The organism is Arthrobacter sp. B055-34, assembly GCF_059090425.1.
The window spans coordinates 1-18,843 of sequence record NZ_JBNHFQ010000005.1 but is presented as its reverse complement, the minus strand read 5'-3'; the positions used below and the strand labels follow the sequence as shown (position 1 = coordinate 18,843).

The following is an 18,843-nucleotide window of genomic DNA, read 5'->3' as shown; positions in this document are numbered from 1 at the left end:
CCAGCGATACGATGTGGAGAAGCCTGTGAGCCTGAAACCGCTGTCGGATACTGAACGCACTGCAGCCCGAAACAAGGCCACCGCGGCCAGAGCCGAGCGGGCCGAGATCAAAGCCAGGCTTAAAGACGGCCGGGTCAGCGTGGCCGAGGTCATCGATACGGCGAAGAATGTTGAATCGATCGGCAGGCTTCGGGTCGTCGAATTGCTCGAGGCGCTGCCGGGCATCGGCAAGGTCCGGGCCGCGGCCATAATGGAAAGCATCGGAATCGCCCCAACCCGGCGGGTCCGGGGTCTGGGCGTGCACCAGCGCAAGGCCCTGATCGAACTTCTGGAATCACAATAGATCCTGCAACAGATGGAAAGCATGTCTGATAAACCCCGCCTCACCGTTCTGGCCGGTCCCACCGCCGTCGGCAAGGGAACCGTCTCCACGTTCATCCGCGACCATTACCCGCAGGTCTGGCTGTCGGTATCCGCTACCACGCGGGCACCGCGCCCAGGCGAGGTGGACGGGGTCCACTACTATTTCGTCGCCGCCGAGGAGTTTGACCGGCTGGTGGCCGAAGGCGCCATGCTCGAATGGGCCGTAGTCCACGGTCGCAACCGCTACGGAACCATCCGGAACACCGTGGAGCAGGCGATGGCGGAAGGGAAATCGGTGCTCCTGGAGATTGATTTGCAGGGCGCCCGCCAGGTGAAGGAAAGCATGCCGGAGGCGAATTTCGTCTTTTTGGCGCCGCCCAGCTGGGACGAAATGGTCCGCCGCCTGGTGGGCCGTGGCACAGAAACGCCGGAGGAACAGCAGCAACGGCTGGAAACCGCTAAACTGGAACTTGCTGCCGAATCCGAATTCAATCACACCGTCGTAAATGACGATGTCCGGCGGGCGGCAGAAGAGCTTGTTTCGCTGATGGGGCTCGTACCGAACCCGCGTTAGACCGCGACCGTCAGTGAAGCAGATACCTACAGAATTTTTTGGAGAATAAGTGTCGACTAACCTCGAAGGCATCATTAATCCGCCGATCGACTCCCTGCTGGAGACGACGGACTCGAAGTATGCCCTGGTGATCTACGGTGCCAAGCGCGCCCGCCAGATCAACGCTTACTACTCGCAGCTGCATGAGGGCCTGTTCGAGTACGTTGGCCCGCTGGTGGACACCAAGCTGAACGAGAAGCCGCTTTCCATCGCCCTGCGCGAGATCAACGAAGGCCTGCTGGTTTCCAAGCCGGCCGAACCGGCTGCAGAGTAGTACCAGGCAACAACTCAACACGGTAACGGAGCAGGAATGCGGATCATTCTAGGTGTGGGCGGCGGTATCGCCGCCTACAAGTCCGCATCCCTGCTCCGGTTGTTTAAGGAAGCCGGACACCAGGTCACCGTGGTTCCGACCGAGGCCGCCGAGAAGTTCGTCGGACGCGCCACCTGGGAAGCACTCTCCGGCCAGCCGGTGTCAACCACCGTCTTTGACGCGGTGGACACCGTGAACCATGTGCGGCTGGGCCAGGACGCTGACCTGGTGGTGGTGGCTCCTGCCACCGCGGACGTTCTTGCACGTGCCGCGGCTGGCCTTGCCGATGACCTGCTCACCAATACGCTGCTGATGGCCCGGGGGCCGGTGGTTTTCGTGCCGGCTATGCACACCGAAATGTGGCAGCACCCGGCAACGCAAATAAATATTGCCACGCTGCGCGGACGCGGAGCCCTCGTCATGGATCCAGCCGTCGGCAGGTTGACCGGCAAAGACACCGGGCCCGGCCGGTTGCCGGAGCCGGAGGAAATCTTCGAATTCGCCCTTGAGCAGCTCGGCGAAAGCCGGCCGGCCGCAGGCACCACCATGCTGCTGGGCAAGCGTGTGGTCATCACGGCCGGCGGAACCCGCGAACCGCTGGATCCGGTCCGCTTTTTGGGCAACCGCTCGTCGGGAAAGCAAGGTGTCGCGTTGGCACGGGCCGCGGCGGCCGCCGGCGCCGAGGTCGAGCTTGTCGCCGCCCACATGGATGTTGCTCCGCCGGAGGGCGTCAAGACTACGCGGGTGGAAACTGCCCTGCAGCTGCGGACGGCGACGCTTGAAGCGTCGGCGCGTGCCGACGTCGTTATTATGGCTGCTGCCGTAGCTGACTTCCGTCCCGCGGAGGCAGCCGAAACCAAGATCAAGAAACGCGACGACGCCGCGGATCCGGTCATCACCCTGGTGCGCAACCCGGACATCCTGCAGGAAATTGTCCAGGCCCGGCGCGACAGCGGAACGGGTCCGGCGTTGATCGTCGGCTTTGCCGCTGAAACCGGGGACAGCAGCAGCGACGTGTTGGGCTACGCACGCCAAAAGCTGGCCCGCAAGGGCTGCGATCTGCTGGTGCTGAACCAGGTGGGCCGGGATCTGGTGTTCGGCCAGGACCGGACTGCAATCAGCATTCTCGATAATTCCGGCGCTGATCCGCAGACAGCGGCCGGGAGCAAGGACACCGTGGCCCGCGCCATCATCGAACGGGTGGCGGCGGAGCTCGTCTCCTGACCATTCCGCCCCTCGCCGCCTGTTGACAGGCGCGGCAGCTGCGGCTTAAGACCAAGTAAGGTATGTCTGTGACTTCTTCTGCTTCCCCCCTGCGGCTTTTTACCTCCGAGTCCGTCACTGAAGGGCACCCGGACAAGATCTGCGACCAGATCTCGGACGCCATTCTTGATGCGCTGCTCCGCGAAGACCCGGACTCGCGTGTCGCTGTGGAGACACTCGCCACAACGGGGTTGGTCCATGTGGCCGGCGAAGTGACGACCCAGGGCTACGTTGAGATCCCGCAGATTGTCCGCGAGACCATCCTGAACATCGGCTACAACTCTTCCGACAAGGGCTTCGACGGCGCCCGTTGCGGCGTCTCCGTGTCTATCGGGCAGCAGTCGACGGACATCGCGTCCGGCGTGTTCAATTCGCTGGAGGGCCGCGAGGGCACGCAGCAGGACGACTACGATGCACAGGGCGCCGGCGACCAGGGCATCATGTTCGGCTACGCCAGCGACGAGACCGAGGTCTTCATGCCGGCACCGATCTGGTTGGCGCACCGGCTTTCCGAGAAGCTGACGGAAGTCCGCAAGGACGCCACGCTGCCGTACCTGCGGCCTGACGGTAAGACCCAGGTCACCGTCGGGTACGACGGCGATAAGCCGGTTTCCGTTGACACCGTGGTTATTTCAAGCCAGCACGAAGCCGGCGTGGATCTCGACCACCTGCGGGCGGACCTGTCCAAGTACGTTATTGAACCGGTGCTGGCCAATTCGAACCTGGACGTTTCCGACGTCCGCCATATCCTGAACCCGGGCGGAGAGTTCGTCATCGGCGGCCCGGTGGGGGACGCCGGACTGACCGGACGCAAGATCATCGTGGATACCTACGGCGGAATGGCCCGCCACGGCGGCGGCGCGTTCAGCGGTAAGGATCCGTCCAAGGTCGACCGCTCGGCAGCCTACGCCATGCGTTGGGTGGCCAAGAACGTCGTAGCTGCCGGCTTGGCCCGCCGGGCCGAAATCCAGATCGCCTACGCCATCGGAATGGCACGGCCGGTCGGGATTTATGTGGAGACGTTCGGCACCGAGACAGTGGACCCGCTGCGCATCGCAGACGCCGTCCAGGAAATCTTCGACCTGCGGCCGTTGGGCATCATCAACGACCTGCAGCTCAAGCGTCCCATCTACCTGCAGACCGCGGCGCACGGACATTTCGGCCGCGAACAGGAAGACTTCACCTGGGAACGCACGGACCGGGCCGAGGCTCTGCGCAGCTACTTCAACGCCTGATTCCAGCGTGACAGACGGATCAGCCCCGGGGGAGGAAGCCGTCCAGCTGTCGCTGCTGCACGGATTCGCCTCGCCCGCCAAACCCCGCGGCGCCACTGTGCCGGCCGGCGAGAACCCGGTGGCCGAGGTCCTGATCGAGTCCGCGGTGCCGCATCTGGACCGCGTCTTCGACTATCTTGTTCCGCAGGAGGCCGCCGCGGAGGCGGTTCCCGGGGCACGCATCAAAGCCCGTTTCGGCGGCCAGGAGATCAGCGGCTACATCATCAGACGCAAATCAGAAGCTGCAGAGGGGGTCCGGCTCAGCCCGCTGGCGAAGGTAATTTCCGCCCAGCCGGTCCTGACCCCGGAGCTGCTGGAGCTGGCGGGCGCGTTGGCCAGGCGGTACGCCGGGACGCTCAGCGACGTCATCCGCGCTGCTATCCCTCCACGGGTGGCCAAGGTGGACAAGGAATTCGCGGCAGCGGGCCGGCTCATGCCGGGCGCACCGACAGGGGGAGACCCGGGGCAGTCGGACGAGCCGGACCCGGAAGCCAGCGCAGACAACGCGCCAGCGGATGCTGCGGACCCGGCGGTTTGCTTTGCCGGCTACCGAAGCGGTGCGGCGTTTCTGGCCCATCTGGCCGCCGGAGAGTCGCCACGGGCGGTACTTTCAAGCCACAAGTCCTACGGGCCGGCATCCTGGACACGCCAGTTGGCGGCGGCCGTAGCGGCGACGCTGACCAGCGGACGCGGTGCCCTCGTGGTGGTCCCTGATGCCAAGGATCTTGACCTGCTGGGCGAGGCGCTCGAGGCGACGATCGGTGCCGAGGCGTTCGTGCGGCTGAGCGCCGATGACGGTCCGACGCCGCGCTACCGGAACTACCTGAAACTGCTGCACGGTACCGCCAAGGTCGCGATCGGCACCCGGTCCGCGGCTTACGCACCGGTCCGTGAGCTGGGCCTGGTTGCGATCTGGGACGACGGCGATGATCTGTACGTTGAACAGCGCGCGCCCTACCAGCACACGCGCGAGGTCCTGCTGCTGCGCGCGGAGCAAACCGGCTGCGCGGCCTTGCTGGCCGGGATTGCCCGCAGCACGGAGAGCCAGCGGCTTGTGGAAACCGGCTGGGCCCAGCCCCTGCAGGCTGACCGGCCGGCATTGCGCGCGCTCACGCCCCGGGTAGTCAACACCGCCGATACGTTCCAGCAGGAACGCGATCCTCTGCTCCGCCATGCCAGGCTTCCACAGGCGGCGTGGCGGGCAGCCAGGGAGGGACTCGAACACGGGCCCGTCCTGGTACAGGTCGCGCGGACAGGGTTCTCACCGGCCATGGCCTGCCAGGACTGCCGCACACCGGCCCGCTGCACCGAGTGCCAAGGACCGCTCGGACAAGCCGGTCACGGAACAGCGCTGACCTGCCGGTGGTGCGGCCGGCTCGCCGCCCACTGGCGCTGCGGCGTTTGCGGTTCGGGCAGACTGCGGGCGTTGGTCATCGGGGCCTCGCGAACAGCAGAGGAGCTTGGCCGGGCCTTTCCCGGGGCCACAGTCATCTCTTCAGCGGGTGATCATGTGAAGGCCACGGTCAAGGCCGGCAAAGCCGTGGTGGTGGCGACGCCCGGGGCGGAGCCGGCGGTCGCCGGCGGATATGCCGCGGCCCTGCTGCTGGATGGCAACTCGCTGCTGAGCCGTGAGTCTTTGCGCGCTCCCGAAGATGCCCTGCGCCGCTGGTTCACCGCCGCATCGCTGGTCCGTCCGGCAGCCGAGGGCGGGACAGTAGTGATCACGGCCGACCATGACGCGGTGGTCGGGCAGCTGGTGCGTTGGGATCCAGCCGGGGCCGCTTCCCGGGAGCTCGCGTTGCGGCGTGAACTGCAGCTGCCTCCCGCGCTCAGGATCGCAGCCATTACCGGTTCGACCGCCGGAATTGAGACGTTTATGTCCGGACTCGAAATCCCCGGCGACGTCCGCACGGTGGGCCCCACTGAGCTGGAGAATTACGGGGCCCCGGCCGGACACCACCGCCTGCTGTTGTTCTTCAGCTACCAGCAGGGGAATACCGTGACCGGAGCCCTCCGGGCCAGAAAGGCGGCCGTCTCCGCCAAACGGTTGGCGGAACCAGTCCAGGTCCGCTGCGACGGCCTGGATCTGCTCTAGCAGGCCCGGCGCCTGGCTAGCACCTCTTCGGCCGCCCCAATCAGCTGTGCTGCCGAGCTGTCCCAGTCATACTCCGCGGCGCGGAGCACCCCCTCGGCCGATGCACGACGCCGTCGTTCCGGATCCTCCAGCTCGCGGACGGCGGCGGCGAAGGCTTCAGGATCATCCGGATCCACATGCAGCGCCACGTTTTCGGCGACCTCCCGGAAGATGGGAATGTCGCTGGCGATGACGGGTGTTCCGGCGGCCATTGCTTCGATGAGCGGCAGCCCGTAGCCTTCGTCCCTGGACAGCGTGACCAGCGCCGAGGCTTCGTGCAGGAGGCGCAGGTAATCGCCGTCGGAAATCCCGTTGTGGAACACCAGCTGTGCGGCATCCGCCGCGCGGTCCGCCAGCTCTGCACGCCTCGGCCCTTGGATGGGGCTGAGCAGATGCAGCCGGTAGCCGGGCAGCAGCGCCATTGCATCGATGAGCGTCTCGACATTCTTGTAGGGCATGTAGGACCCCATGTAGAGCAGTTCCTTGCGCACGGCCGCCGACGGATCCCGCGGTGGTCCCAGCGGCTGGGCGGCATTGGAAACGATCCTGACCTCGCGCCGAGTGAGCCGGGTCTGCTGCAGCAGCGACCGCGTGGTCCGGCTGATGGTCGCAACGGTGTCCGCCCGGTTGAGCAGCAGGCGCTGCGGCCAGTACGCCTTGTGGTAGACCCGCCACAGCAGCCTGACCGGCAGCGGCAAAAATCCGGGCGGCTTGGGGTGGCGGTAATAGATCAGATCGTGGATGGTCAGAATCAGGCCGTAGCGCCTGCCGAAGCTGCCCATGGTCTGCATGGGACAAAAAACGACGTCGGCGCCCAGTTTATTAATCCGGCGTGCCACGAGGAGTTCGGCAGGGGAGAGGGGACTGTTGATCTTGACCCACGGGACATCGGCGGGCAGGAACTGCAGCTGCCGTTCGTCGTTGATGAGCATCAGCACCTCGGTCAGTTTCGAGGCAGCCGAGATCAGATTGGAGCCATAGCGGCTGATGCCGTCCAGCTGGTCGGTGCGCGTATAACGGGCATCGATGACAAGCTTCACCGCTCCAGCCCTTCGAGGAACTCGCTGATCATGGCGGCCGCAATATCCGGCGCCTCGTAGTGGATGAGGTGGCCCACGCCGTCGATCATTTCCAAGTGGCTGTCAGGCAGCTGCGCCGCCAGCTGCCGCTGGCTGTCCACGGAGCCCAGATCGTCCTTCCGGCCGGCGATCAGGAGAACCGGCAGCTTCAGCCGCGGCGCGACCTCGAGGACGTCGTGGGAAATGGAGGCGCGGAACGCCTCAAGGACCACGTCCCGGTTGGCGAAGGCGCTGAAGTAAGCGTCGTGCTGTCCATGAATGTACCGGCGCAGCTGCCGGTCCCTGGTCTTGGCCATCATGATGCTCATGACCCTGACAATCAGCGGGTGCTGCAGCAGGCACATCCCTGGCTTTTCGGGCAGCTTTGCCGCGAGGTAATAGTAGAACTCGGCCAGCCGTGAAGCCACCGCCTTCGGACCCTTGAGGGCGGGTTCGCTGATCGGATTGATCAGCACGGCTGCCCGGAACGAACCCGTGTGCGCGGCCAGATGATGGCTGACGATGATCGAGCCGAACGAATGGCCAATGATGACGGTGTCCGGCCCCAGTTCCAGAGCAGCTGCGAAGTCCGCCACGAAGTCCGCGTAACTTTCCACGCTGTGCCGGCGCCCCGAGAACGGCGCGGAGGCGCCGAAGCCGGGCAGATCGGGGGAGATGATCCGGTGCCCGGGGAGCGACCGGGCGACCAGTTCCAGGCCATGGTGGTCGCCACGGAAGCCGTGAACGACCAGAATGTCGGATTTACCGTTCGGGGTCTGGGCCGGATACTCCCAGTAGGCCACTTCCCCCGAGCCGAGACTGAGGGCACGGCGGACCGCACGGTCTTTGGTGGCAGGCACGCTCTAGTTCACCTCGTCCGGGTGGGAACCGATGCGGCCGTTCCGCTCAAGCCCGCCGAGCCGCTGCATGGCTGCAGCATCGAGGGCGAAGTCCCACACCTTGAAGTTCTCCTGGATCCGCTGCTGCGAGCTAGCCTTCGGGATGGCCACGTTGCCCAACTGCAGGTGCCAGCGCAGCACTATCTGGGCCGGCGTCCTGCCCAGCTCCTGAGCCAGTTCCGCGACCACCGGGTCGAACAGAACTTTCCCCCGCCCCAGCGGGCTCCAGGCGACCGTCCGGATTCCGTGAGCAGCGTGCAGCTCCCGCAGCTGCTCTTGCTGGAGCCACGGGTGCAGCTCGATCTGGTTGACCGCCGGCACCACGTCGCAGTTTTTCAATAGTTCTTCAAGATGGGCCGGCTGGAAGTTGGAAACGCCAATGGCCCGGACGCGTCCCTCATGGTAGAGGCGTTCCAAGGCGCGGTAAGTGTCCACGTACAGTGCCCGTTCCGGCTGCGGCCAATGGATCAGATACAGGTCGAGGTAGTCGAGCCCAAGCATGGCCAGCGATGCGTCAAAGGCACGCAGCGCCGCGTCGTAGCCGTGGCTGTCATTCCATACCTTGCTGGTGACGAAAATGTCGTCGCGGCTGAATTCCGGTTCCTCGGCGAGGAACCGGCGGACCGCCTCACCCACGCCCGCTTCATTGGCGTACAGAGCGGCAGTGTCGAAATGCCGGTAGCCGGATTCCAAAGCCTGGTAGCAAAGGCCGCCGGCGTCCTGTGGCGGAACTTTATACAGGCCGAAGCCCAGCTGATCCATCAGGACGCCGTTGTTCAGCGCGGTTTTATCTGCCGTTCCCATATACAAGACTCTACCGAGCAATGCCGGCATCGGCGGCCAACCACCGCCGTAAAAGAGCCGCTAGCCGCCTGGCAGGAATTGACCTCCACCCGCAGCGGGACTAGGTTCGAGCCCAATCGGTGCTGCCCTCCGGCGCCGGCGTCCTGTCCTAGGGAAGAGGTCCGCTTTGTCCGACTACATTCTGGCGATCGACCAGGGGACCACGTCCTCGCGGGCCATCATTTTTGACCATGCAGGGCAGATCGTTTCGACCGGCCAGAAGGAACACCGGCAGATTTTCCCGCAGCCAGGCTGGGTGGAACATGATGCGGTGGAAATCTGGGACAACACCCGCGAGGTCATCGGCAACGCGCTGGCCCGCGCCAATCTGACCCGCCACAACATTGCCGCCGTGGGCATCACCAACCAGCGCGAAACCACCGTGGTGTGGGACCGGAACACCGGAAAACCGGTTTACAACGCCATCGTGTGGCAGGATGTGCGCACCCAGCCTATTTGCGACGCCCTGGCCGCTGACGGCGGCACCGACCGGTTCAAAGCAACTACCGGGCTGCCGCTTTCCCCGTACTTCGCCGGAACGAAGCTGAAGTGGATTCTGGACACTGTGGAGGAAGCCCGGGCCAAGGCCGACGCCGGCGAGCTCCTTTTCGGCACCACGGACAGTTGGGTGCTGTGGAACCTGACGGGAGGTACCGACGGCGGAGTCCATGTCACGGACGTCACGAACGCTTCCCGGACGCTGTTCATGGACTTGAAGACTCTTGCCTGGGACCCGTCCATCCTTGAGGCCTTCGACGTGCCGGCTTCTCTTCTCCCGGAAATCAAGTCTTCTGCCGAGGTGTACGGGACCGTCCATGGATCCCAGCTGCTGCGGCAGGTTCCCGTTGCCGGGATTCTTGGCGACCAGCAGGCAGCGACTTTCGGGCAGGCAGCTTTCGACGCCGGGGATGCCAAGAACACTTACGGCACCGGCTGTTTTGTCATCGTCAATACCGGCAGCGAGATCGTCGAATCCGCCAACGGCCTGCTGACCACCGTGGCCTACAAGATTGGCGACGACGCGCCGTGCTATGCCCTTGAAGGCTCGATAGCTGTTGCTGGATCACTGGTTCAGTGGCTGCGGGACAACCTGGGCATCATCGGTTCGGCCGCGGAAGTCGAGGAGCTGGCCTCCTCCGTACCCGACAGTGGCGGCGCGTACTTCGTGCCCGCATTTTCCGGCCTCTTTGCTCCCTATTGGCGCGCCGATGCGCGCGGAGCCCTTGTGGGGCTGACGCGGTTCGTCACGAAGGCACACATCGCCAGGGCTGCCCTGGAAGCCACGGCGTTCCAGACCCGTGAAGTGCTGGAAGCGGTCAATGCGGATTCGGCCGTTCCGCTTGCGGAATTGAAGGTCGACGGCGGGATGGTTGCCAACGATGCGTTGATGCAGTTCCAAGCAGACATTCTCGGTGTCCCGGTCATCCGGCCCAAGGTCGCCGAAACCACGGCACTAGGCGCGGCCTACGCAGCGGGGCTGGCCGTTGGATTCTGGCAGGACCTTTCGGAACTGCGGTCGAACTGGGCCCAGGACCGTCGCTGGGAACCACAGCTGGACTCCTCCGAGCGGGACCGGCAGCTGCGGTTATGGAAGAAGGCGGTGACCCGCACTTTTGACTGGGTGGACGAGGACGTGCGCTGAACCTGATGCGACTGGACGATGCCAAGGGAAGCCTCCGGCTGATCTGCGGTAAAGTAATTCCATGTCCGCACTTCTGCTTAGCTAGCCGCACCTACGGAACACTTCCGTAACGTGCGGCCGCCCCTCCCGTGTCGAGGGGCTTTTGTGTGTCTAAGCGGCAACCACCGGGAGTGCGCCGTAGCAACCAAGAGGACGAGGACAAGTCAACGTGAGTACGCAGTCTGGTACCGAACCGAACGAGTACAGTTTTTCCGCCATGGAGGCCAAATGGCCTGCCGTTTGGGAAGAGCTTGGCGTCTTCAAGGCTGTTGACGACGGCTCGAAGGAACGCCGTTACGTGCTGGATATGTTCCCCTATCCCTCGGGTGACCTGCACATGGGCCATGCCGAGGCGTTCGCCATGGGCGACGTCGTCGCACGTTACCTGCGGCTGAAGGGCTACGACGTCCTGCACCCCATCGGCTGGGACTCCTTTGGTCTGCCTGCGGAAAATGCGGCCATCAAGCGCAATGCGCACCCGTCCGAATGGACCTACGCCAACATTGAGACCCAGGCTGCATCCTTCAAGCGCTACGCCATCAGCGCCGACTGGTCACGGCGGCTGCACACCTCCGACGCGGACTACTACCGCTGGACACAGTGGCTGTTCCTGCGGTTCTACGAGCGTGGGCTGGCCTACCGGAAGAACTCGCCGGTCAACTGGTGTCCCAAGGACCTGACCGTGCTGGCCAACGAACAGGTTGTCAACGGTGCCTGCGAACGATGCGGGACCCCGGTGACCAAGAAGAGCCTGAACCAGTGGTACTTCAAGATCACGGAGTACGCCGACCGGCTGCTGGATGACATGGACGAGCTGAAGGGCCGTTGGCCTGAGCGTGTGCTGGCCATGCAGCGCAACTGGATCGGCCGGTCCGAGGGTGCCCACGTCAACTTCAACATCGAGCCCGCAGACGGCCGGGAAGCCAAGGACGTCACCGTCTTCACGACCCGCCCGGACACTCTGCACGGCGCGACGTTCTTCGTCGTTGCCGCTGACGCCCACCTTGCCCTGGACCTGGTCACGCCCGAACAGCACGATGCGCTGATGGACTACCGCGAAAAGGTCAAGGCCCTCTCCGATATTGAACGCCAGTCCACCGACCGGGAGAAGACCGGTGTCTTCCTCGGCCGTTACGCCATCAACCCGTTGAATGGCGAGAAACTGCCGGTTTGGGCGGCCGATTACGTGCTGGCAGACTACGGCACCGGCGCGATCATGGCTGTTCCCGCGCACGACCAGCGCGACCTGGACTTCGCCAAGACATTCGATCTGCCCGTGCGGGCGGTGCTGGACACCGGTGAGGAAGATCCCGCGGTCAGCGGCACCGCCACCACGGGCGAAGGCAGCCTGATCAACTCGGGTGACCTTAACGGTATGTCCAAAGCAGAGGGCATTGCCAAGGCCATCGACATCGTCGAGGCAGCCGGCACCGGCGAGAAGACGGTGAACTACCGGCTCCGCGATTGGCTGCTCAGCCGCCAGCGCTTCTGGGGTGCGCCGATCCCCATCATCCACTGCGCCGAATGCGGTGAAGTTCCCGTTCCCGATGAGCACCTTCCGGTGCGGCTGCCCGAAGACCTGCGCGGCGAAGCGCTCTCACCGAAGGGCACATCGCCATTGGCCGCCGCCGCGGACTGGGTGAATGTGGACTGCCCAAACTGTGGACGCGCGGCCACCCGGGATACGGACACCATGGATACCTTCGTGGATTCTTCCTGGTACTACCTTCGGTTTGCCTCGCCGGACTACACCGAAGGGCCGTTCGACGTCGAAGCTGTCAACAAATGGCTGCCGGTCGGACAATACGTGGGCGGCGTCGAGCACGCCATCCTGCACCTGCTGTACAGCCGGTTCTTCACCAAGGTGCTCAAGGATCTCGGGCTGGTGGACTTCGACGAGCCGTTCAGCGCCCTGCTGAACCAGGGCCAGGTTCTCAACGGGGGCAAGGCCATGAGCAAGTCTCTGGGCAACGGTGTGGACCTCGGCGAGCAACTCGACAAGTTCGGTGTCGACGCCGTCCGGCTGACCATGATTTTCGCCTCACCGCCGGAGGACGACGTCGACTGGGCCGACGTTTCGCCGTCGGGTTCGGCTAAATTCTTGGCCCGTGCTTGGCGACTGGGCCAGGACGTGACTTCCGCCGTCGGTGCCGATCCCGCCGACGGCGACCGCGCGCTGCGCTCGGTGACCCACCGGACCATCGCCGACGCCGCCGAACTGCTGGACAACCATAAGTTCAACGTGGTCATCGCCCGCCTCATGGAGCTGGTCAATGCCACCCGCAAGGCGATCGACGGCGGTGTCGGCGGCGCCGATCCCGCCGTCCGGGAAGCTGCCGAAGCAGTCGCCATTGTGCTGAGCCTCTTCGCTCCGTACACCGCTGAGGACCTCTGGGCAGCGCTCGGGCATGAGCCCTCGGTTGCGGCAGCCAGCTGGCCGGCGGTCGACGAGCAGCTGCTGGTCCAGGCCACGGTTACCGCCGTCGTCCAAGTGCAGGGCAAGGTCCGGGACCGGCTCGAAGTCGCCCCGGACATCAGCGAAGAGGAACTCAAGGCCAAGGCGTTGGCATCGGAGCAGGTGGTTAAGACTCTCGATGGGCGCAGCGTCCGCACGGTCATCGTCCGGGCACCCAAACTGGTCAATATCGTCCCGGCATAAGGACGGCTGACAGTGTCATGGCTTGAGGAGCTGGTGCAGCGGTCACGGCAACTGCTGCACCAGGCTGGCCGCAAGCCGGACGAGGCGTCTGGAGGCCCACGGGTCGCCGTCGTAACGGATTCGGCAGCCTCGCTGCCGGCGGAGTGGGCAGCCGAACCGGAAACCGCGGACTGGCTGCGGATTGTCCCGATGCCGGTGATGATTTCCGGCCAGATCTACGGCGAGGGAGTGGACGACGTCCCCGCCGTGCTGACCATCGGCCTGGCCGAAGGCAAGGAAATCAAGACCTCCAGGCCGTCGCCAGGCCTCTTCATACGGACCTACGAGGAACTGCAGCGGCAGGGCTACGAGGCGATCGTCTCCATCCACCTCTCTGGATCCCTGTCCGGCACCGTGGAAGCCGCGGCGCTGGCTGCGGCAGAGGTCGATATCCGGGTGGAGATCGTCGATACCCGGTCGGTGGCGATGGCAGAGGGATTTGCTGTTGTCGCCGCGGTGCTGGCGGCGCAGGACGGCGCGGAGGTATCCGCGGTGGCGGAACGGGCCCGGGAAGCGGCGGCAGCGGCCGATGTGCTCTTCTATGTTCCAAGCCTGGACCAGCTGCGCCGGGGCGGGCGGATCAATCCGGCGGCCGGGTTCATCGGGTCGCTGCTGGCTATCAAACCTATTCTCACGATCCGTGACGGTGCCATCGCAGAGGTGGAAAAAATCCGCACAGCTTCCAAGGCGCTGGTCCGGATGCAGCAGCTGGTGGTCCGGCGGATCGAAGAACTCGAGTATTCGCCGCAGCTGGCTGTCCATTATTTTGGCAACGAAGCAGAGGCTAGGTCGCTCGCCGAAGAGCTCAGTCCTCATGTCGGTGATGAAATCCTGGTTACCGCAGTACCGTCGGTGCTGGCCGCGCATGCCGGACTGGGGGTCCTCGCCGTCGTCATAGGACCCGCCATGCCCGACCCGGTGTCCTGATCTCCACAATGTGGGCCGGGATGCTCCTGTCCACAACGCGCAGGAGCGTCCTGCCCGGCCGTTGATTTCCTCCATAGCGTAGTCCCATGGGCCGCCACCGCTGGGGAACAGCCGCCACAGAAGCCAGCCACGGCCTGAAAATATCTGCCCGCCGCCCGCGTCTGCGGGTGGCACTGGGAGCAGCGCTGATCGCTGCAGGACTGGCCGTCGGCTACGCTTTGGTGCTGCTCCTGACAGCAGATACCCACAGGGAAGAGAGCGACGTCCTGCTCTCCCTGCCCGTCACGAGCTCCGCGGCAGAGGCCGGACCCTCCGGGGAAGGACAGGGCGCGGAGCATGCTGCCGAGCCGGTGCCCTCGGCCCAGGCGGACGAGGAGGGTGTTTCCCCAGGGCCGGAGGCCGGTCCCAGCGATGCTGCGCAGATCATCGTCCATGTCGCCGGCGCCGTCGGCCGTCCGGGCATTGTCCGTCTACCGGCATCGGCGCGGGTTTTTGAAGCACTGGAAGCCGCGGGAGGTGCCAGCGAAAACGCAGATCTGGCATCACTGAACCTGGCGGCGTCGCTCACGGACGGCCAACAGGTTTTCGTTTCCTCACCCGAGCACCAGTCCGTCCACGGCAGCAGCGGGACTGCAGCGGGTCCCGAGGGCGGTGCTGACGGAGCAGAAGACCAGCCCGCAGCCAAGATCAATCTCAACAGCGCCTCGCTGGAAGAACTTAAGACGCTGCCCCGGGTCGGGCCCATTCTTGCTCAGCGCATCATCGACTTCCGCGAGCAGCATGGAAGCTTTGGCCGGCCCGAAGACCTGGATGCAGTGCCGGGCATCGGTGAAGTCATGCTCGCAAGCCTCGTAGACTTGGTCACGGTATGAGCCCGGCACCGCCCTGGCAGCACTATGCGCGGGCCGCCCGCGAAGTGGCCAGCGGAACGGTCAAGGACGCCCCCAGCGAGGCAGGCCCCGCCGGAAAACGAAGCTTGAAGGCATGGTTCTTCCGGGAAAAGGGCCCAAGTAGTGCCGCCGCAGCAAAAGCGTTGCGGCCGGGAGCTGGCGAGAACGGTCCCAACACCGTCCGGCTGGATCTAAGGCTAGCCGCCGCGGCGACAACCTGTTGGCTGGTGTCGCTCATTTTGCTACGGTTACCGGCCGCCGTGGCCTTGACCTGCACAGGTACCGGCATGGGCGCGGTTACAGTTCTCCTGCTGGCAGGGCTGCTCCGCCGGCGGTGGAAATCAATTCCCGCGGTGAATGGCACAGTGTTCCTGCTGGTGTGCACTGCCGGCCTGCTGGCACTGGTCATTGGCGTCAAACACACGGAGCGGCTCAGCGGGCCGATCGGTCCCGCCATCGAATCCGGAGCGTACGTCACCGCCGAACTAACGGCCCTCTCGGATGCCTCGCGCTCAAAGACACCGTCGATGTTTGGCTCCGGTCCACGGTATCTCGTCACCGCCGAAATCACGGAGGCATCGCACGCGGGACGGAAATTCGAGGCTGCAACCCCGGTGCTCGTCATCGGTAACCAGACATGGCAGACAGTCCGCTACGGGGATCGATTGCAAGCCGCCGGAACCCTGGCACCGATGGAACCGGGATCGTCGGAAGCTGCCATGCTGAGTGCCTCAACGGCACCTGATGTGACATCGACGCCGGCGGCTGCTGAAGCAGTCAACACACTCCGGAGCCTGTTCGTCGAATACACCGGGGGACTGCCGCCGGATGCGCGCGGATTGCTGCCAGGAATGGTGTTTGGCGACAGGGAACAGCAGACCGACGATTTGGAGGAGGCCATGCGCCGCACAGGACTGACGCATCTCATGGCGGTCAGCGGCGCAAACTGCAGTTACTTGCTCGGCTTTATTTACCTGTTGGCGGCAGCCTGCCGAGCGCCTCGATGGCTGAGTTCCGTACTGGGCATCGTCGCGCTGGCCGGATTCGTGCTGCTGGTACGGCCGGAGCCGAGCGTCCTGCGTGCCGCCGTCATGGGCACGATAGGCGTGGCTGCATTGGTATCCGGGCGGCGTCGAGCCTCGCTATCTTTCCTCGCTCTGGCCGTCATCGTCCTCCTGCTGGCGAATCCATGGCTCGCCGGCGAATACAGTTTCATTCTCTCGGTGCTGGCTACCTTGGGGCTGGTGCTGCTCGGCAGCACGTGCTCGCAATGGCTGCGACACTTTATGCCGAAGCTACTCGCCGATGCCATGGCGATTCCGCTGGCTGCGCAGCTGTTCTGCACGCCCGTCCTCGTCCAGCTCCAACCGGAATTGGCCATGTTCTCGATACCGGCCAACATCCTGGCGGCGCCGGTGGTTCCCTTCGTCACCATCGGCGGCATGGTTTCCTTGGGGCTGCTCCCATGGGCGCCACTGCCCGGCGTTTGGCTCGTCCAGGCGACCGGCTTTCTCACCCTCTGGGTCGCGCAGATCGCCCGGACCTTCTCCGGACTGCCACTGGCCACTCTTCCGTGGCTTGGTGGAGCGGCCGGCGCGGTCCTGGCCGCCGCTGCCGCCGTCGTCCTTCTCGCCATTTTGTGGCTGGCTGCACAGGGTCGCGGCGGCATTTCCTCTCTGTGGTTCAGGGTCGGGCAGGCGAGCGGCCGTGGCCGTGGCTCCGGCCAGCGGTACATTCCTGAACTGCCTGCGTCCGCAAACCAGGGGACCCGCGTGCACGCGGACCAGGGGACCGGCTTCGGGAACGGACCCACGCGGTTTGCTGTAGCGCGATGGACCGGGAAGCAGCGGGTGGGGGCTGCGTTTTGCGCGGCCGCCGTCGTCGGTGCGCTGCTGGGCTGGCTGGTCTCCAGCACGAGTGCGGTTCCGCTGCCGGATCGCTGGGATGCCGTGGTCTGCAACGTCGGCCAAGGAGACGGGCTGGTCATCCGCACAGGTGCAGGTCAGGCCATGGTCATTGATGCCGGGCCTGAACCAGGCGCTATGGATTCATGTCTGGATTCGCTCGGAGTGGAGAGCGTTGGGATTTTGGTCCTCACGCATATGCATCTGGACCATTACGGTGGCCTGGACGGCGTCCTGGACGGACGTAAGGTGGCCCGGGTGCTCGTTGGAAGTTCGAAGAAGGAGCTGCCCGATTTGGTCGAGGGCACACTGGCTGAACATGGGGTGGATCCTGAGCTAGGCGAGGCGGGACAGTCCGGCCGGACGGGCAGCGCTTCGTGGCAAATACTCTGGCCGACGGCGGGACGGAGCGGTGCTTCGGAGAATGATTCGAGTATCGTCATGCTGGTCACAGTCTCCGGCGCCGACGGGGTTCTGCGGCTACTGCTGACCGGCGATCTGGAAGAGGATGCCGCGGCAGATCTACTCCGAGGCTTGGCTCTTGAACCGGGCAGCGTGGATGTCCTCAAGATCAGCCATCATGGCGCCCGCAACGGCGGGACAGCGATCCTGGACCAGCTGCAGCCGAGAACGGCGGTTATTTCCGTGGGTCGTGACAATGACTACGGCCATCCTGCGCCCGAGATCCTCTCGGCCCTGGAGCGGCTTCGGATACCAGTATTCCGGACGGATCAAATCGGTACCATCGTCGTCGATCTCGCAGAGGGCAGCTTCGCCGTGCGCCCGGCGGAATGAGGGGATTCCGGCTTGGGAAAATCGGCTGCCCGTGACAATGTTGACTCTGATACTAGGAGGACCTGAGCTGTGAATCCACCCCCGGCCCGTCCGGCCGCAGGCAGCAAGACTGCCGGCCGAATCGTTTCCTGGCGCGACGTTGAACCGGCTCCGGTCGTGCTCATCAGCGGGCCGGAAGAATATTTGGCACACCGGGCCAGAGACCGTATTCGTTCGCTGACCCGCGGAGTGCATCCGGACGTCGAGCTCACCACGCTGGAAGCCGCATCCTATGCGTCCGGCCAACTGACCATGATTGCCAGCCCCAGCCTCTTCGGCGAGTCAAAGCTCGTTGAAGTGGACGGAGTTGCGCAGATGAACGACGAGTTTCTGGCCGACGCCTTGGCATACCTGCGGGCGCCGGCGGAGGACGTCACTCTGGTGCTGCACCATTCGGGCGGCGTCCGGGGCAAGAAATTGCTTGACGCTATCAAGGCCAGCGGGGCACCAGTGGTCGACTGCCAGGCGATGAAGAAGGACTCCGACAAACTGGACTTTGTCCGGCGGGAGTTCAAAGCCGCCCGGCGTGGACTCGATCCGGCGGCCGGTCAAGCCCTGGTCTCTGCCGTCGGGGCATCCCTCCCGGACCTTGCGGCGGCGTGCAACCAGCTGATCTCGGACGTTCAGGGAACTGTCACGGAGGAGACGGTCGAGAAGTACTATGGCGGCCGGGTGGAAGCCACCGGGTTCAAGGTGGCTGACGCCGCCGTCTCCGGCAGGGGCGCGGTCGCCCTGTCCACGCTTCGCCATGCATTGGCCACGGGCGTGGATCCGGTGCCGATCGTCGCTGTCCTGGCTATGAAACTCCGGCAGATCGCCAAGGTAAAGGGAGCATCAGTCAGCGCTAAAGACGCCGGCCTGGCCCCGTGGCAGTTCGACCAAGCACGTAAGGACGCCAGGAACTGGGACTCGGCTGCGCTTGCTGCCTGTATTCAAATGCTTGCCGAAACCGATGCCCAAGTGAAGGGCGCAGCCCGGGATCCCGAATATGCCGTCGAGCGCGCCGTTACCGTCATCGCAGCGAGCGTTGGCCACTGACTTCCTATCGTTAAGGCTTATAGGCAAAAAAGTGTGTATCGAATCGGCTTGCTTCCCTGTGTTGGTGCAGTAAAACGGGGTTCGTTATGCCTTAGCACCAGTACTTGTGAA

General features: G+C 64.7%; 15 protein-coding genes. 12 read left to right on the top strand and 3 right to left on the bottom strand.

Annotated features, from left to right (window positions below; genetic code table 11):
* The first annotated feature begins 25 nt into the window (after positions 1-25).
* From mihF to AC5RWO_RS10935, 6 genes are all read left to right on the top strand, one after another.
* The gene (mihF, locus tag AC5RWO_RS10960) at positions 26-343 is read left to right on the top strand and encodes an integration host factor, actinobacterial type (protein WP_074702268.1); all 318 of its coding nucleotides are present in this window, start codon (positions 26-28) and stop codon (positions 341-343) included.
* Between the two features lie 21 nt (positions 344-364).
* The gene (gmk, locus tag AC5RWO_RS10955) at positions 365-937 is read left to right on the top strand and encodes a guanylate kinase (protein ID WP_498731409.1); all 573 of its coding nucleotides are present in this window, start codon (positions 365-367) and stop codon (positions 935-937) included.
* A gap of 49 nt (positions 938-986) precedes the next feature.
* Positions 987-1,250: a DNA-directed RNA polymerase subunit omega gene (gene rpoZ / locus AC5RWO_RS10950; protein ID WP_169997529.1), complete on the top strand. Its 264-nt coding sequence runs from the start codon at positions 987-989 to the stop codon at positions 1,248-1,250.
* Positions 1,251-1,286: 36 nt separating this feature from the next.
* Positions 1,287-2,513 carry a bifunctional phosphopantothenoylcysteine decarboxylase/phosphopantothenate--cysteine ligase CoaBC gene (coaBC, locus tag AC5RWO_RS10945; protein WP_498731408.1) on the top strand — a complete coding sequence of 409 codons (1,227 nt, stop codon included), beginning with the start codon at positions 1,287-1,289 and terminating at the stop codon, positions 2,511-2,513.
* Between the two features lie 68 nt (positions 2,514-2,581).
* Positions 2,582-3,787, top strand: a complete 1,206-nt coding sequence (gene metK, locus AC5RWO_RS10940; RefSeq protein ID WP_498731407.1) for a methionine adenosyltransferase — start codon at positions 2,582-2,584, stop codon at positions 3,785-3,787.
* A gap of 7 nt (positions 3,788-3,794) precedes the next feature.
* Positions 3,795-5,921: a primosomal protein N' gene (locus tag AC5RWO_RS10935; protein ID WP_498731406.1), complete on the top strand. Its 2,127-nt coding sequence runs from the start codon at positions 3,795-3,797 to the stop codon at positions 5,919-5,921.
* Here the strand turns inward: AC5RWO_RS10935 and AC5RWO_RS10930 are convergent.
* From AC5RWO_RS10930 to AC5RWO_RS10920, 3 genes are read right to left on the bottom strand one after another with little or no spacing between them, the layout of a single operon-like run.
* Positions 5,918-7,000: a glycosyltransferase family 4 protein gene (locus AC5RWO_RS10930; protein WP_498731405.1), complete on the bottom strand. Its 1,083-nt coding sequence runs from the start codon at positions 6,998-7,000 to the stop codon at positions 5,918-5,920. The two genes, AC5RWO_RS10935 and AC5RWO_RS10930, sit on opposite strands and share 4 nt — an antisense overlap.
* On the bottom strand, positions 6,997-7,878 hold the full coding sequence (locus AC5RWO_RS10925) for an alpha/beta fold hydrolase (protein ID WP_498731404.1): 882 nt from the start codon (positions 7,876-7,878) through the stop codon (positions 6,997-6,999). Before AC5RWO_RS10925 ends, AC5RWO_RS10930 begins: the two co-directional genes overlap by 4 nt.
* A 3-nt stretch (positions 7,879-7,881) precedes the next feature.
* A complete protein-coding gene (locus AC5RWO_RS10920; protein WP_498731403.1) occupies positions 7,882-8,721 on the bottom strand; it encodes an aldo/keto reductase in 840 nt (279 codons plus the stop codon).
* Between the two features lie 166 nt (positions 8,722-8,887).
* Here AC5RWO_RS10920 and glpK point away from each other — a divergent pair, with 166 nt between their 5' ends.
* The 6 genes from glpK to holA all read left to right on the top strand — a co-directional run bounded on the left by glpK (position 8,888) and on the right by holA (position 18,732).
* Complete coding sequence (gene glpK, locus AC5RWO_RS10915; protein WP_498731402.1) at positions 8,888-10,402, top strand: glycerol kinase GlpK; 1,515 nt, start codon at positions 8,888-8,890, stop codon at positions 10,400-10,402.
* 208 nt (positions 10,403-10,610) lie between these two features.
* Positions 10,611-13,100: a leucine--tRNA ligase gene (gene leuS, locus AC5RWO_RS10910; protein WP_498731401.1), complete on the top strand. Its 2,490-nt coding sequence runs from the start codon at positions 10,611-10,613 to the stop codon at positions 13,098-13,100.
* A 12-nt stretch (positions 13,101-13,112) separates the two neighbouring features.
* Positions 13,113-14,066 carry a DegV family protein gene (locus AC5RWO_RS10905; RefSeq protein ID WP_498731400.1) on the top strand — a complete coding sequence of 318 codons (954 nt, stop codon included), beginning with the start codon at positions 13,113-13,115 and terminating at the stop codon, positions 14,064-14,066.
* 86 nt (positions 14,067-14,152) lie between these two features.
* Entirely contained in the window at positions 14,153-14,938 is a 786-nt protein-coding gene (locus tag AC5RWO_RS10900; protein ID WP_498731399.1) for a ComEA family DNA-binding protein, read from the top strand.
* Positions 14,935-17,655: a ComEC/Rec2 family competence protein gene (locus AC5RWO_RS10895; protein ID WP_498731398.1), complete on the top strand. Its 2,721-nt coding sequence runs from the start codon at positions 14,935-14,937 to the stop codon at positions 17,653-17,655. Before AC5RWO_RS10900 ends, AC5RWO_RS10895 begins: the two co-directional genes overlap by 4 nt.
* Before the next feature lie 69 nt (positions 17,656-17,724).
* The gene (gene holA, locus AC5RWO_RS10890; protein WP_498731397.1) at positions 17,725-18,732 is read left to right on the top strand and encodes a DNA polymerase III subunit delta; all 1,008 of its coding nucleotides are present in this window, start codon (positions 17,725-17,727) and stop codon (positions 18,730-18,732) included.
* Positions 18,733-18,843 lie beyond the last annotated feature (111 nt).